Below are 14,339 nucleotides of genomic sequence, written 5' to 3' on the forward strand. Positions count from 1 at the left end.
CATTCGCGGAAACCTTGCTTGCTTGAGTTCTGCCAACTGCGTTTCACACACCAACAATCACCCTGGGGCCGATTCAGCGCTTGTCGAAAATCATGATGCCCCAGGCCAGATGGCCGGCATTGCCGGCATCCACCCAGTGCTGCAGGCCTTTTTTCATGTTGTCGATATAGGCAGTCGAGATCGCCGAATCGCGCAGCTCGTCTTCGCGCTCGACAAGGGTGTCGTGAATCCCGCCGTAGTGTCGCGGTATCTGGCGGGTATGGTCTTCGAAGGCGCGGCGGGTGAAGCCGCGGCGTTCAAGTGCGCGGGTATAGAAACCGGGCGAGCCCATGGTATCGAGCTGGATGCGATCGAGCACCGGCTGCAGCACCCCCTCGGGACAGTCATCGGCCTGCATGGGATCGGTGAAGATGAACGTGCCGCCGGGTGCGAGCACACGGGCGACTTCGTCGAGCACGCGCTCGCGATTGCCGGAATGCAGCATGGCATCCTGCGACCAGACGATATCGAAATAGCCGTCGTCGAAGGGGATGTTTTCGAAGTCCCCGTCGACGACGTGCACGCGATCGTCCAGCCCGCGTTCGGCGTTCTTGCGACGTGCGCGCTCGTTCTGCACTTCCGACAGATTCAGCGACACCACGGTGGCGTTGTGGCGTGCGGCGACATGGCGTGCGGAGCCGCCGTAACCGCCGCCGATATCCAGCACGCTCGCGCCGTCGAGCGCGGGCCCGAGTGCGGCGCACATGCGCTCGACGGTGCGATGGCTGGCATCGACCACCGCCTCGGTGGCGGATTCGTACAGGCCGATATGGATATCCTCGCCGCCCCACAGGCGCGAGTAGAAGTTCTCGGCGTCGTCGCTGTTGTAGTAGGCCTGGGCCGTGCGTACGGCCTGGGAATACTGTGTCATGTTCGCTCCTTACGATTGGTCCGCTTCGGCTTCGCGATAGGATTTTTCGGCGACGTGGATGAAGAAGTCCGGGTCGCTTTCCCGGTAGCTGCTCTGAAAATCACCGTAGGTTTTCACCGACTGAAAGCCCACCTGGTGCATCAGCTCGTGCACATAGGCCTTGCGCAACGGGAACATGTTGAGGTGATAGACCTCGTCGCCCGGGAAGGTATAGCGAAACCGGGCGAGGCCGTCGTCGACATGCTCGGGCGCGGCCGAGACATTTTCGCCGCAGTAGTAGTACTTGTGTCCGGGTTCGGCCTTGCCGTCGAGCAGGGCGTCGTAATTGCGCTGATCGAGGATGAGAATGCCGTCATGCTTGAGCATGGCGTAGAACTCGGCGAGCGTGCGCCGACGGTCGTGCTCGGAAAAGATATGGGTGAAGGAGTTACCCAGACAGATGATGGCGTCGTAACGTCCCACCACGTCGCGCGACAGCCAGCGCCAATCGCTGTGCACGGTGGACAGGATCATGCCGCGTTGGCGGGCGTTCTCGAAGGCCTTGGCCAGCATCTGCGGGCTGCCGTCGATACTGGCGACCTCGAAACCGGCCTTGAGTAGTTGTACGGAATGAAAACCGGTGCCGGTGGCCGCATCGATGACAGACTGGCAGCCGTAACGCTTGAGTACGTCGATGAAGAAATTGCCTTCGCTGGCGGCGCGTCCGTCCCAGTCGATGAGATCGTCCCAGCGTTCCACGAAGTCGTGGACATATTCGTATTGATAGTGGTCGGTTTCGCGCACATCGGTCGGCGCAGCGCCGAAGTCCTGGGTACGCTGGAATATCGGATTGTGCTGGGTTGCTTCTTTCATACACGAAAGTCCCCGTCACGGTGCCGCCGGTATCCGACGTCTCGCCGCAAGCTTTTCAAATGGAATGACTACGTTATGCAACCCGCACGCCAGGCTACAACCGCTGTTCGCCAGGTCCTTGATGCGACAGCAAAGACGCCGTTCCCGCAACGATGACCCGCCGATGACAGGTTGTGCACAGCGTCGAAATCGCACCATCGTCGTGCCGTCACTTGCCCTGGATGGGCGCTAGCCGTGCGTCGGTTTACCGCGCTCTACACGCGCCTGGACGCCAGCACGGCCACCAACGACAAGGTCGCGGCCATGCGCGACTATTTCGCAGCCGCGCCACCCGCGGATGCGGCCTGGGCGGTATCGTTTCTGTGTGGGCGACGCATCAAGCGGCTCATCCCCTCGGCACGGCTGCGCGAATGGACCGCCGAGGCGATCGACATGCCCCTGTGGCTGGTCGAGGAAAGCTATTCGGCGGTCGGCGATCTGGCCGAGATCGTCACCCTGTTGCTCGATGAAATCGAAACCGGCGATACCGGCCTGGATATCGCCCTGCACGACTGGGTGGAGCAGCGTATCCTGCCGCTGCGGGATATGGACGACGAGGCCCGCAAGGCGCGCATCGTCGGCTTCTGGCGGGAACTGCCCACCGATGCCCGCTTTACTCTCAACAAGCTGCTCACCGGCGCGTTTCGCGTGGGCGTGTCGCGCCGGCTGGTTACCCGGGCGCTGGCCGAGACAGCCGATATCGAACCTGCCCGGATCGCCCATCGGCTGATGGGCCGCTGGCGGCCCACGCCGCAGTTCTTCGAACGCCTTATCGACCCGGAAGATCGCGGCGAGGATGCCGCCCAGCCCTATCCGTTCTTTCTCGCCTCGCCGATCGAGCAGGCGCCGATCGCGGCGATGGCGGATCTGGGCGCCCGCAGCGACTGGCATGCGGAATGGAAATGGGATGGCATTCGCGCCCAGCTCATTCGGCGCCAGGGCCAGTGTCATATCTGGTCGCGCGGCGAAGACCTGATGGAAGGGCGTTTCCCCGAGCTGGAGGCCGCGGCGGCCGATCTGCCCGATGGCTGCGTGCTCGACGGCGAGATTCTGGCCTGGGCCGAGGGCGAGCCGCGGCCGCTGCCGTTCGCGCGCCTGCAGCGGCGTATCGGCCGGCTCAAGCCGTCGGCGAACATGCAGGCCAAGCACCCGGTGCGTTTTCTGGCCTACGACCTGATGGAATACGACGGCGCCGATGTTCGCGAGTCGCCCATCGAGGATCGCCGCGCGAAGCTGGAAGCGTTGGTCGGCGGGCTCGAGTCGGATACGCGCATCGCGGTATCGGCGAACGTGGAATCCACCGGCTGGGACGAACTCGCCGCCCTGCGCGAGCGCAGCCGTGAATTCGCCACCGAAGGCTTCGTGCTCAAGCGCGCGCGCTCGCCGTATCGAGTGGGGCGCACCCGCGGCGACTGGTGGAAATGGAAGGTCGACCCCTATTCGATCGATGCCGTGCTGCTCTATGCCCAGCCGGGCAGCGGCCGGCGTTCGAACCTGCTCACCGACTACACCTTCGCGGTCTGGGACGGCGAGAATCTGGTGCCGTTTGCCAAGGCCTATTCGGGGCTGACCGACGAAGAGATCGGCCAGGTGGATCACTGGATTCGTCGCAACACACGCGAGCGCTTCGGCCCGGTGCGCTCGGTCGAGCCGACGCATGTGTTCGAATTGCACTTTGAAGGCATTCAGGCGTCCAACCGCCACAAGTCCGGCATTGCCGTACGCTTTCCGCGTATCGCGCGCTGGCGACACGACAAGCGGATTGAAGACGCCGACACGCTCGAGGGCGTCAAGGCGCTGCTACCGATCGAGGAACGTATCGAATGAGCTGTTCAAGCCAGATGGCCCCTGCGCGGCCCGCGCCATGACCGCCCGCCATTCCGAGTCCGAATCGCAGGCGCCCGAACCCACGCGCATTCGTTTTGCCGACATGACCTGGCGCGACTATGTGCGTATCGGTCTCGGCGTGTTCTTCTTTTTGCTGGGGATTGCCGGGCTGGTGCTGCCGATCCTGCAGGGCGTGCTGTTTCTGATCATCTCGGCGATTCTGCTGGCGCCCTATTCGATCTGGGTACAGAAGCAGCTGCGCCGTTTCGAGCGCCGTTTTCCCTGGGTGGCCGAACAGGCGCGGGCGGTGGCGGCACGCTGGAACCCCGGCAAGCGCGACTGAATGGCGTCGGCCGAGGCGCGTATCGAGGGCTGGTTCGCCGCCCGCGACTGGCAGATATTCGATTTCCAGCGCGAGGCCTGGGCGGCCTATGCCGCCGGCGAGTCGGGCCTGATCCATGCGCCCACCGGCACCGGCAAGACGCTGGCGGCCTGGTTCGCAGCACTTGGCGACTGGCTGGCCCGCGCCGACGACCCCAACGCCAACCCCGGCCTGACCCTGCTGTGGATTACGCCGCTGCGCGCGCTGGCTGCCGATACCACCGCCCACCTCGCTGCTAGCGCGGGCGAGCTGGGGCTGAACTGGAGCGTGGAACAGCGTACCGGCGATACCAAGAGCCATATCAAGGCCCGCCAGCGCAAGAAGCTGCCCAGCGCGCTCGTGACCACGCCGGAAAGCCTGGCGCTGCTGTTGTCCTATGCCGACCACGAAACGCTGTTCGGCCAGCTCGACGGGGTGGTCGTCGACGAGTGGCACGAACTGTTGTCCAGCAAGCGCGGCGTCCAGCTCGAGCTGGCCCTGGCCCGGCTGCGCAGTCTGCGCCCGAACCTGCGGACCTGGGGGCTGTCGGCCACGCTGGCCAATATCGACGAGGCCGCGGATGCGCTCACCGGCGGGCGCGCCGCGCGTGAAATTCGCGGCCTGGTACCGGCCGAAACCCGTATCGAAGCGCTCATCCCCGACACGATCGAACGTTTTCCCTGGGCAGGGCATCTGGGTACGCGCCTGGTCGAGCCGGTCATCGATGCGCTGGAGGCCGCCGAAACCACGCTGCTGTTCACCAATACCCGCTCGCAGGCCGAACTCTGGCACCAGGCGCTGCTGCGTGCCCGGCCGGACTGGCTGGAGCGTATCGCCCTGCATCACGGCTCGCTGGATCGCGGCCTGCGCGAACAGGTCGAGGCCATGATCGCCGACGGGCGCCTGGCCTGCGTGGTGGCCACGTCGAGCCTCGATCTGGGGGTGGATTTCTCGCCGGTCGATCAGGTCATCCAGATCGGCAGCCCCAAGGGCGTGGCCCGCCTGCTTCAGCGGGCCGGGCGTTCCGGCCATCGCCCGGGCGCGGCCAGCCGTATTCTGTGTGTGCCCACCCATGCCTTCGAACTGGTCGAGATCGCGGCCGCCCGGCGTAAGGCACTGGCGGGCGATATCGAAGCACGCACACCGCTAACCGGCGCCCTCGACGTGCTCTCCCAGCATATCGTCACCCGCGCCCTGGGCAGCACCCGCGAAGGCGGGGTGGACGAAAACGCCCTGCTCGCCGAGGTGCGCAGCAGCCGGGCCTATCGCGACCTGTCCGAGGCTGAATGGCAATGGACGCTGGACTTCGTCACCCGCGGCGGCGCGGCGCTGTCGGCCTATCCGGAGTTTCAGCGCGTCGAACGTATCGACGGTCGACTGCGGGTGACCGATCGGCGTATCGCCCGTCGTCATCGCATGACCATGGGCACGATCACCTCGGATGCGGCCATGAGCGTGCGCTTCATGAAAGGCGGGCGTCTGGGCACGGTGGAAGAGCGCTTCATCGCCCAGCTCAAGCCGGGCGACGTATTTCTGTTCTCCGGGCGCCTGCTCGAGCTGGTGCGGGTACGCGAACTCACCGCCTATGTGAAAGCGGCGACGCGCAAGAACCGCCAGGTGCCGCGCTGGGCCGGCGGGCGCATGGCGATTTCCGGCACGCTGGCCGATGCCATCCGTGGCCTGCTGGAAGCCGCCCGCGACAACGACTACGGCGAGCCGGAACTGGCCGCGATCCGCGACCTGCTCGAAATTCAGCGCCGCTGGTCGGCGTTGCCGGCCGCCGACGAACTGCTCATCGAGCATGTCACCAGCCGTGAAGGGCGGCACTGGTTCTTCTACCCCTTTGCCGGCCGGCTTGCCCACGAAGGGCTGTCGGCATTGGTGGCCTGGCGGCTGGCGCAGATGCACAAGGCGTCGTTCCGGTTTTCGGTCAACGATTACGGCTTCGAACTCGTTACCCGCAACAAGGTCGATTTCAGTGAGGCCGAGCTGCGCGCTGCACTCTCGCCGGAGAATCTGGTGGACGACCTGCTGGCCTGTCTGAATGCCGCCGAGCTGTCCAAGCGGGCATTTCGCGATATCGCCCGTATCGCCGGGCTGGTGTTTTCCGGCTATCCGGGTGCGCACAAGAGCGCGCGCCAGGTTCAGGCCTCCAGCGGGCTGGTGTTCGACGTGCTCACCCGCTACGACGCGAACAATCTGTTGCTCGACCAGGCCCGGCGCGAAGTGCTGGAACGCGAACTGGAGTTCAATCGGGTGTTCGCCGCCCTCGAGGCCATCGCCGGCCAGTCGCTGTGCATAGCCAACCCGCCGCGGCTCACGCCGCTGGGTTTTCCGCTCTGGGTCGAACGGGTGGCCAGCCAGGTTTCGAACGAATCCTGGCGTGATCGCGTCGAGCGCATGACCGTACAACTGGAAAACGCCGCGGATAAGCCGAAGAAAGCGGTCCGTTAATGAACGCGAGCCGCGCCAATGCACGGCACATGAAAGGCGGGAAGACAGGGTTATCCGCAGATTACGCAGATTGATTGATTTGGCGGTGGCGGGTGGTCGGGCTCACTGGCGCCGCGGCTTTGGTGGCGCTAGCGGTAAGTAAAGGTCCGCAGATCGACGCAGATCACACAGATCCAGGACAATAAACTGCGGTCGTTCACTGTCGTGAGGCGCATGTGCCGCGCTTATTCATCTGTGTAATCTGCGAAATCTGCGGTTGGTGAAGAACGAAGGCATCACACCGTCGATTACCGAAAGGGCCAAACAGCAGTCCAGCCGGCCTTCGCCTGCGATGGGTCTTTCGCCTTATTTGCGCGTCTTCGCGTTCATTCGCGGACTCTTAAATTTTGCTGGAGCGCAGCCGAATGCGCTTCATCGAAAGCGTTTTTTTCTGCGTAAATCTTTGTCGATCTGCGGACAACCAGGGCTGGCCGCGAATGAACGCGAAGCCCGCGAATAGGAAAGACCGGCAGCGCGATCGCCAGCAGGCTAAAGATGTGTGCGTGCAAGTGAGCGCAGGGCCTGCAAATGCAAGATAAGAGAAAAGCGGGAAGACATTTTTCCGCAGATCGACGCAGATCAAGACAAACAGAGATATTGACCAGCCTGTGGTTCGATATTGAAGTCAGCTGCTTGCAACGCGACAGCGTCTGACTGGGCTCAAACTCGCGCACGAGCCTTAAAGCGCGGTTTACGCACCTTCCCGTCGATCTAGCCTGCGGCTTATTTGCGTATCTTCGCGTTCATTTGCGGACACTTCCGTGCCTGAGCGCAGCCAATACTTCTCATCAAAAGCGTTTTTATCTGCGTGAATCTGCGTTGATCTGCGGACAAGAATATCTTCGCGGCGATACGCAAAGGTCAGGATGTGTCTTGAAGCGATGGGTGCGTGTCTGCGCAGTCATTCGCGGCCCAGCTTTTGCTGGCGCGATTCGCGGGCAAGACGCTTACTTGAGTACAGCCGATATCATGGCGTCTTTCGCCGGTATTTGCGGACTGTTGAAACGCCATGTCGCCAAGCGCTGAAAGCCCGCGCCCAAACAATCAGGTCGAGCTGGAACTGGCCGGCCAGCGGCTGTGTTTGCGCGGCGATCACAGCCTGTTCTGGCCGGCCCGTTCGACGTTGTTCGTGGCCGATACCCATTTCGGCAAGGCCGGCGTGTTCCGCAAACAGGGGCTGGGGGTGCCCAGCGGCACGACCGATGCCGATCTCGCCCGCCTGGGCACGGCGCTGGCCGAAACGCAGGCGCAGCGGCTGATCGTGCTGGGGGATTTCGTACATGCGCCGCCGACGGCGGATACCCCGTGGCTGGCTCGTTTTGCCGCCTGGCGCGCGCAACATGCGCAGGTCGAAATGATCGTGACCCGCGGCAACCACGATCGCGGCGAGCGGCTGCCTATCGACTGCGATCTGCGTTGGCATGCCGGCAGCCTGTTCGATACGCCTTTCGTGCTACGCCACGAACCCGAGGCAGACCCGCGCGGGCCGGTGCTCGCCGGCCATGTGCACCCGGTAGTTCATCTGGGGGCGGGCCGCGAACGCCTGCGCGTGCCGGTGTTCTGGCGCCATGCCGACGGCTTGATGCTGCCGGCGTTCTGCAGCTTTGCCGGCGGCCAGCGTATTTCGCCGGCCGCGGGTGATCGCGTATTCGTCGTGGGCGACGGCGAGGTGGTCGAGGCGGCGATCGGGTAATCGCCGCCAATCGGCTGCTTCGACCCCATCACTGGGCGCCGTTCTGCTTGCGCCAGGCCTCGAAGCGATCGCGTTCGGCCTGGCTGGCGTTGTTCCACCAGTACTCGAGCATCTGCAGCGACTGCGGCGGGGCGTTCTCCGGCGCCGGCTGCGGTGCGTCGGTGCTGGCGGCCGGGGTCTTGCCCACGGGGGCGAACACCGTATTGCCGCGCCGGATGGTCTCGATTTCGGGTTCGGCCACGGCGATTTCGCCGCTGACCGTATTGCCGTTGGCCCGGTTTTCGATCAACAGGCTCGGGTTGGCGGCAAAGGCTTCGCCAGCGTCCGGGGTGGTCGGGCGCTCGCCGGTGACCGCGTACTGGCTGTTCGCGCGGGCGCTAAAGCTGACGGTGATGGGTTCGGATAGCACGCGGGCGTAGTCGTCGGTGCGGTCATCGTTGTCTGCGATCAGATCGAAATAGCGCAGTACGAGTTCGTGTTCGCCCGGTGCGACCCGCAGGGTCTGATCGCGGCCGTCGAAGGTGTAGAAGTTGTCGCGCAGTACGGTGCCGTCGATGGCCTGCACCTGAAACTGGTAGGGCACGAACAATTCGGCACTGGCCGCGCCGCTGGGTGCGCCGGTATCGAGTTGACGCACGCCCGCACAGCCGGCGAGGGCGGTCAGGCCCGCGATCAGACTCGCGCGAACAAGAAAACGAAGAGCGATACGCGACATGAAAGGCCCCCGGCGCTGATGACTGCATGGGTGTTCGAGGCCGCGGCATGCGACCGACGCACACCTTGTGCCGCGAATATGACAGGCGCATGACAAACACGTGACGACAAGGCCTGTCGGTACGCCAGCGCTCGTACACGCACGCAGTCCGCGCGAACAGGTAGAATCGCCCCCATGCTTATTGCAATGATTATCGGCGCCGTGATCGGCGGCGCCCTCATGGGGCTGCCCGGCGTGTTGCTGGGTGGCGTTCTCGGTTTCGCCGGCGCACAGATGCTGGCGATGACGCTGCTCAAGGGCGCGCTGGGCACGATTCGGGCGCAGTTTCTCGATTCCACGTTCGCCGTCATGGGTGCGTTGTGCAAGGCCGACGGCCAGGTCACGCGCGACGAGATACGCGTGGCCGAAGATCTGTTTGCCAAGCTTCGGCTCAACGACGAACAGAAAGCGCAGGCGCGGGCCTCGTTCAATCGGGGTAAGGCCGACGATTTCGATCTGGACGGCGAGGTGGCTGCGTTTCGTAAGGTCGCGCGCGGCCAGCGGGCGCTGCACCAGATGTTTCTGCAGGTCCAGATTGCTGCGATCGCGGCCGACGGCAAGGTCAGCAACGCCGAGCACGACATGCTCATGCGCGTGGCGCGCGCCCTGGGCCTGTCGGAAATGGAAATCCGCCAGCTCGAGGCCATGCTCTCCGGCGGTGGGCCCGGGCGTGCCTCCGGCGACGGTATGGGCTCGAAAGCCGGTATCGACCCCAAAGAGCAACTCGAACAGGCGTATACGGTACTCGGGGTGGATTCGTCGGCCACTGATGGCGAGGTCAAGAAAGCCTATCGCCGCCAGATGAGCCAGAACCATCCGGACAAGCTCGCTGCCAAGGGCATGCCCGAGAGTATGCGCGATATGGCCGAACAGAAAACGCGCGAGATCGGTGCCGCCTACGAACGTATTCGTGAGGCGCGTGGGCTGAGCTGAGTTCGGCGCGCGTTTTTGCGCCCAACCCGGGATCGCCGGCGTGGCTTTTCAGGCCTGCGTGGGCGTCTGTGCCGACAGGCGCTGGATGAACCATTGCAGCGCGCGCCCGGTGGTAGCGCTTTTCCAGAGTAGATAGCAGGGCTGCGGCGCGCGCGGGCTGGCCAGTTCGCGGGTCACGAGCCGCCCCTGGGCCAGAGGCGTACGCACCCACCCGGCCGGGCAATGGCCCACGCCCAGGCCTTGTTCGATAGCTTCGATCTTGCTGTACATGCTGCCCACGGTCAGCCGTGGCTGCCCATCCAGCAGCCCGGCACTGCGCGGCGCGAGTGCGCGGGCCGTATCGGCTACGACAACGGCGCGGTAGTGGCGCAGCAAGTCTTCGTCCAGTGGTGTGGTGTGTTCGGCCAGTGGGTGGTCGGGCGCACAGCAGAACACGAATTCCACGGTGGCAAATGTTGCGCGGCGGATGCCGGTCTGGGTTGGCGGATCGGTGACACCGATCGCGAGATCCACACGGTCTTCGATCAGGGCTTCCCAACTACCGCCGAGGATTTCTTCACTCAGGCGGACGTCGATCGCGGGATGGGCGCGATGGAAATCGGCGAGTGCCGGCCAGAGTTCGCACGGCGCGAGCAAGCCGTTGAGCGCAAGCCGCAGTTCCGGCTCCCAGTTGTCGGCCAGCCGGCGTGCGGCCGCGCCCAGTTCGCGGCTGGCAGTGAGAATACGCCGGCCCTCTTCCAGCAACAGGCGGCCCGCCGGCGTGAGTACGGCGCGATGGCCGCTTCGGTCGAAAACGTTGATGCCCAGCTCTGCTTCGAGCTGGCCGATGGTGTAGGAGATCGCCGATGGCACACGGTAGAGCGACGCAGCCGCGGCAGCGAAGCTGCCGTAGCGGTCGATCGCATCGAGCGCTTCCAGTGCTTCCAGGCGAACGGGGGGCGTTTGGGCCGACATGCGATGCGTTAATCAAATAATTTGAACGAGTATGCCAAAAGGCTTCGCTTTCATCGTTTTCGTATGCGTTCTATGTTGAGCCCATACGATCGAGGCGGCATACAAGCCACCGCGGTGCTGACGATTATTTGCATGAACAAGGAGTTGATCATGAAGAAGATGCTGGTGCTTTATTATTCGATGTACGGGCATATCGAGACGCTGGCCAATGCCGTGGTCGAAGGCGCAAAAAGCGTCGATGGCGTCGAGGTGACCCTCAAGCGCGTGCCGGAAACGATGAGCGACGAGGCGTTGCAAGCCGCAGGCGCGAAGATGGATCAGTCGGCGCCGGTGGCCGAGCCGGGTGAAATCGCCGATTACGATGCCATTGTGTTCGGCACGCCTACGCGTTTCGGCAACATGTCCGGGCAGATGCGTACCTTCCTGGATCAGACCGGCGGGCTGTGGGCCAACGGCAAGCTGGTGAACAAGTTCGGTAGCGTGTTCACGTCCAGCGCCACGGGTGCGGGCAACGAAACCACCATCACCTCGTTCTGGAACACGCTGGCCCATCACGGCATGCTGATCGTGCCGGTCGATTATGCCGGCGCTCAAGAGCTGTTCGATATTTCCGAACTGCGCGGCGGCTCGCCCTATGGCGCCTCGACCTATGCCGGCGGCGACGGTTCGCGCCAGCCGAGCGAAAAGGAGCTATCGATCGCACGCTATCAGGGCGAAAAGGTCGCGCGACTAGCCACGGCGCTAAGCCTCTGACACAGTTCGCCCATACGCCGATACGCAACCGCAAGGACAGGGGCATGAGCAAAAACGCAGCGACCGATCACCGTATTCACAACACCCTCGCTGTGCGCTGGAGCCCCTATGCCTTCAGCGATAAACCGGTGCCGGCCCAGGATCTGGCCAGTGTGTTCGAGGCGGCGCGCTGGGCGCCGTCCTCCTACAACGAGCAACCCTGGCGCTATATCGTGGGGATCAAGGGCCAAGGCGATACCCATGCGCGTATTCTCGAATGCCTGGTCGAAGCCAACCGCGCCTGGGCACAGAATGCGCCGGTGCTTGCCCTGGGTGTGGTGGTTCGCACGTTCACCCGCAATGGCGAGCTCAACAAGGCCGCGGAACACGATCTGGGCTTGGCGTCGGCGAATCTGGTCACCGAAGCGACCACCCGCCGGCTGTTCGTGCATCAGATGATAGGTCTCGATCCGGACGCCGCGCGCAGCGCCTTTGCGATCCCGGAAAACGCCGAGGCATTCACCGCCATGGCGATCGGCTATCGCGAAACCTCCGATAACATGAATCAAGCGCTGCTGGAGCGCGATACCAAGCCCCGAGAGCGGCGTGCGCTTGACGAATTCGTGTTCGTGGACCGGTTCGGCAATCCGGCTGGACTCTAGGCTGGAGCGGCCTTGGCGCCGCATCGGCACCGTTTCGCGTTGCACTTCAGCTGTCGTTAATAAACGACAGTCGTGTTATAGATAGGAGAGGGAATCCACGATAATAGAAAGTGCATGAGCGATAGCGAACCTGAAAAGGCGGGTATCAATCCGCCTGTATTTTTTCCATCAGTCGCCGTCATTGGCGTGCTTGTCATCTTCGGGGCGGTTTTCCCGGATCGAGCCAATGACTTCTTCAGCGGGATGCAGAGCTGGCTGATCGCGACCTTCGGCTGGTTGTATCTGGGTGCTGTCGGCGCCTATCTGGTTTTCTGTATCGTGCTCGCGCTGTCCCGCTACGGACAGTTCCGGTTGGGGCCGGATCACAGCGAACCGGATTTCAGCTATATCTCCTGGTTCGCAATGTTGTTCTCGGCGGGCATGGGCATCGGTCTGATGTTCTATGGTGTGGCCGAACCGGTTCTGCACTATATGAACCCGCCGCAGGGCACCAGCGAAACGGGCGAAGCCGCGCGTGCCGCGATGCGGATCACCTTCTTCCATTGGGGTATGCACGCCTGGGCGATCTACGCCGTGGTGGGCCTGTGCCTGGCCTATTTCAGTTTCCGGCGCGATCTGCCGCTGCGCATGAGTTCGGCTTTGTACCCGCTCATCGGCAAGCGCATCTACGGCCCCATCGGTAATGCGGTCGATATCCTGGCCGTGTTCGGCACCCTGTTCGGTGTGGCCACGTCGCTTGGCTTTGGTGCCCAGCAGGTCAACTCGGGGTTGAACTTCCTGTTCAGCGTGCCCGAAGGTCTGAGCACCCAGATCGTGCTCATCTGCATCATCACCGCGATGGCCACGACCTCGGTCGTACTCGGCCTCGACGGCGGCATCCGTCGCGTATCCGAACTCAACCTGTGGCTGGCTGCGGCGCTGCTGCTGTTCGTGATCGTGATGGGTCCGACGCTGTTCATCTTCCAGTCGCTGATGCAGAACATCGGCAACTACATGTCTTCGATGGTGGACATGACCTTCAATTCCTGGGTGTATACAGGAACTGAAGATACCGACAGCTTCATGAGCAGTTGGACGCTGTTCTACTGGGCCTGGTGGATTTCCTGGTCACCGTTCGTGGGCATGTTCGTTGCGCGTGTGTCGCGTGGCCGTACGATCCGCGAATTCGTGCTCGGCGTGCTGCTGGTACCGGTGGGGGCCACCTTCCTGTGGCTGACCGCCTTTGGTGACGGTGCGCTGCACATGATCATGGTGGACGGCATGACCACCGTCATGGACGCCGTGGACGAAAACACCTCGACCGCGCTGTTCGTCTTTCTCGAACAGTTCCCGTTCACCTGGCTGACATCGATTCTCGGCACGATGCTGGTGATCACCTTCTTCGTGACCTCGTCGGACTCCGGTTCGCTGGTCATCGATATCCTCACCGCGAAAGACGGCAACGAACCGCCGGTCTGGCAGCGTATCTTCTGGGCGGTACTGGAAGGTGTGGTTGCCATCGTGCTGTTGGCCGCCGGCGGTATCGGGGCGCTGCAGGCTGCATCGCTGGCCTCGGCTCTGCCGATTACCGTGATCCTTCTGATCATGGCCTATTGCCTGTATCGCTCGTTGAGTATCGAGCTGGTCAAACAGGACAGCCTGCGCTATGCGATGAATACGCCTTCGAACGTCGCCGGTTTCGGCGGTGGCAGCTGGCAGAACCGTCTCAAGACGCTGGTTACGTCGCCGCGCCGCAAGCAGGTCGACGAGTTCCTGACCAACGTGGTCAAGCCGGCCATGGAGGCGGTCGCCAAGCAGTTCGAAGAAAGCGGCATGACCACCAAGATCAGCACCGAGGACGATCGTTGCTATCTGGATGTCGACCATGGCGCCGAAATCGACTTCGTCTATGGCGTGCGCGCGCGTCGCTTTACCGCGCCCACGTTCTACATGGGCGCGCTGACCCGTCGCGAAGAGCAACAGAAGGCTCAGGAGCGCGAGCACTTCCGTGCCGAGGTCTTCCTGCGTGAAGGCGGGCAGCAGTACAACGTCGTGGGCTATACCAAGGAACAGCTCATCGGCGATATCCTCGACCAGTACGAAAAGCATCTGCACTTTTTGTATCTGGTGCGCTAAGCGTCCGGCGCTTT

13 protein-coding genes are annotated in these 14,339 nt (G+C 63.3%); 9 read left to right on the forward strand and 4 right to left on the reverse strand.

Going from position 1 to position 14,339, the window contains the following annotated elements:
- Positions 1–73: 73 nt before the first annotated feature.
- Both S4A8_RS08310 and S4A8_RS08315 read right to left on the reverse strand, forming a co-directional pair.
- Positions 74–910: a methyltransferase domain-containing protein gene (locus S4A8_RS08310; protein ID WP_353219789.1), complete on the reverse strand. Its 837-nt coding sequence runs from the start codon at positions 908–910 to the stop codon at positions 74–76.
- A 9-nt stretch (positions 911–919) separates the two neighbouring features.
- Positions 920–1,762, reverse strand: a complete 843-nt coding sequence (locus tag S4A8_RS08315; protein WP_353219790.1) for a glycine/sarcosine N-methyltransferase — start codon at positions 1,760–1,762, stop codon at positions 920–922.
- Positions 1,763–1,996: 234 nt separating this feature from the next.
- Between S4A8_RS08315 and S4A8_RS08320 the strand changes: the two genes are divergently transcribed.
- The 5 genes from S4A8_RS08320 to pdeM all read left to right on the forward strand — a co-directional run bounded on the left by S4A8_RS08320 (position 1,997) and on the right by pdeM (position 8,175).
- On the forward strand, positions 1,997–3,628 hold the full coding sequence (locus S4A8_RS08320; RefSeq protein ID WP_353219791.1) for an ATP-dependent DNA ligase: 1,632 nt from the start codon (positions 1,997–1,999) through the stop codon (positions 3,626–3,628).
- Positions 3,629–3,665: 37 nt separating this feature from the next.
- Positions 3,666–3,971 carry a YbaN family protein gene (locus S4A8_RS08325; RefSeq protein ID WP_353219792.1) on the forward strand — a complete coding sequence of 102 codons (306 nt, stop codon included), beginning with the start codon at positions 3,666–3,668 and terminating at the stop codon, positions 3,969–3,971.
- On the forward strand, positions 3,972–6,443 hold the full coding sequence (locus S4A8_RS08330; protein ID WP_353219793.1) for a ligase-associated DNA damage response DEXH box helicase: 2,472 nt from the start codon (positions 3,972–3,974) through the stop codon (positions 6,441–6,443).
- 259 nt (positions 6,444–6,702) lie between these two features.
- A complete protein-coding gene (locus tag S4A8_RS08335) occupies positions 6,703–6,942 on the forward strand; it encodes a hypothetical protein (RefSeq protein ID WP_353219794.1) in 240 nt (79 codons plus the stop codon).
- A gap of 549 nt (positions 6,943–7,491) precedes the next feature.
- Positions 7,492–8,175, forward strand: a complete 684-nt coding sequence (gene pdeM / locus S4A8_RS08340) for a ligase-associated DNA damage response endonuclease PdeM (RefSeq protein WP_353219795.1) — start codon at positions 7,492–7,494, stop codon at positions 8,173–8,175.
- Between the two features lie 28 nt (positions 8,176–8,203).
- Here pdeM and S4A8_RS08345 read toward each other — a convergent pair whose 3' ends face one another.
- Positions 8,204–8,890 (reverse strand): DUF2057 family protein, encoded by a 687-nt coding sequence (locus tag S4A8_RS08345; protein WP_353219796.1) that lies wholly within the window; start codon positions 8,888–8,890, stop codon positions 8,204–8,206.
- 174 nt (positions 8,891–9,064) lie between these two features.
- Between S4A8_RS08345 and djlA the strand changes: the two genes are divergently transcribed.
- Entirely contained in the window at positions 9,065–9,862 is a 798-nt protein-coding gene (gene djlA / locus S4A8_RS08350) for a co-chaperone DjlA (RefSeq protein WP_353219797.1), read from the forward strand.
- A gap of 48 nt (positions 9,863–9,910) precedes the next feature.
- Here djlA and S4A8_RS08355 read toward each other — a convergent pair whose 3' ends face one another.
- On the reverse strand, positions 9,911–10,816 hold the full coding sequence (locus S4A8_RS08355; protein WP_353219798.1) for a LysR substrate-binding domain-containing protein: 906 nt from the start codon (positions 10,814–10,816) through the stop codon (positions 9,911–9,913).
- 150 nt (positions 10,817–10,966) lie between these two features.
- Here S4A8_RS08355 and wrbA point away from each other — a divergent pair, with 150 nt between their 5' ends.
- The 3 genes from wrbA to S4A8_RS08370 all read left to right on the forward strand — a co-directional run bounded on the left by wrbA (position 10,967) and on the right by S4A8_RS08370 (position 14,325).
- Positions 10,967–11,569, forward strand: a complete 603-nt coding sequence (gene wrbA, locus S4A8_RS08360; RefSeq protein ID WP_353219799.1) for an NAD(P)H:quinone oxidoreductase — start codon at positions 10,967–10,969, stop codon at positions 11,567–11,569.
- A gap of 44 nt (positions 11,570–11,613) precedes the next feature.
- Positions 11,614–12,210 carry a nitroreductase family protein gene (locus S4A8_RS08365; protein ID WP_353175390.1) on the forward strand — a complete coding sequence of 199 codons (597 nt, stop codon included), beginning with the start codon at positions 11,614–11,616 and terminating at the stop codon, positions 12,208–12,210.
- 114 nt (positions 12,211–12,324) lie between these two features.
- A complete protein-coding gene (locus S4A8_RS08370) occupies positions 12,325–14,325 on the forward strand; it encodes a BCCT family transporter (RefSeq protein WP_353219800.1) in 2,001 nt (666 codons plus the stop codon).
- Positions 14,326–14,339 lie beyond the last annotated feature (14 nt).

This window comes from Salinisphaera sp. S4-8 (assembly GCF_040361235.1).
Classification (GTDB): domain Bacteria; phylum Pseudomonadota; class Gammaproteobacteria; order Nevskiales; family Salinisphaeraceae; genus Salinisphaera.

What these genes read in the sequence shown, in the direction of transcription:
- S4A8_RS08310 (WP_353219789.1), bottom strand. Translation starts at nt 910, where the DNA reads ATGACACAGTATTCCCAGGCCGTACGCACGGCCCAGGCCTACTACAAC.
- S4A8_RS08315 (WP_353219790.1), bottom strand. Translation starts at nt 1,762, where the DNA reads ATGAAAGAAGCAACCCAGCACAATCCGATATTCCAGCGTACCCAGGAC.
- S4A8_RS08325 (WP_353219792.1), top strand. Translation starts at nt 3,666, where the DNA reads ATGACCGCCCGCCATTCCGAGTCCGAATCGCAGGCGCCCGAACCCACG.
- S4A8_RS08330 (WP_353219793.1), top strand. Translation starts at nt 3,972, where the DNA reads ATGGCGTCGGCCGAGGCGCGTATCGAGGGCTGGTTCGCCGCCCGCGAC.
- pdeM (WP_353219795.1), top strand. Translation starts at nt 7,492, where the DNA reads ATGTCGCCAAGCGCTGAAAGCCCGCGCCCAAACAATCAGGTCGAGCTG.
- S4A8_RS08345 (WP_353219796.1), bottom strand. Translation starts at nt 8,890, where the DNA reads ATGTCGCGTATCGCTCTTCGTTTTCTTGTTCGCGCGAGTCTGATCGCG.
- djlA (WP_353219797.1), top strand. Translation starts at nt 9,065, where the DNA reads ATGCTTATTGCAATGATTATCGGCGCCGTGATCGGCGGCGCCCTCATG.
- S4A8_RS08355 (WP_353219798.1), bottom strand. Translation starts at nt 10,816, where the DNA reads ATGTCGGCCCAAACGCCCCCCGTTCGCCTGGAAGCACTGGAAGCGCTC.
- wrbA (WP_353219799.1), top strand. Translation starts at nt 10,967, where the DNA reads ATGAAGAAGATGCTGGTGCTTTATTATTCGATGTACGGGCATATCGAG.
- S4A8_RS08365 (WP_353175390.1), top strand. Translation starts at nt 11,614, where the DNA reads ATGAGCAAAAACGCAGCGACCGATCACCGTATTCACAACACCCTCGCT.
- S4A8_RS08370 (WP_353219800.1), top strand. Translation starts at nt 12,325, where the DNA reads ATGAGCGATAGCGAACCTGAAAAGGCGGGTATCAATCCGCCTGTATTT.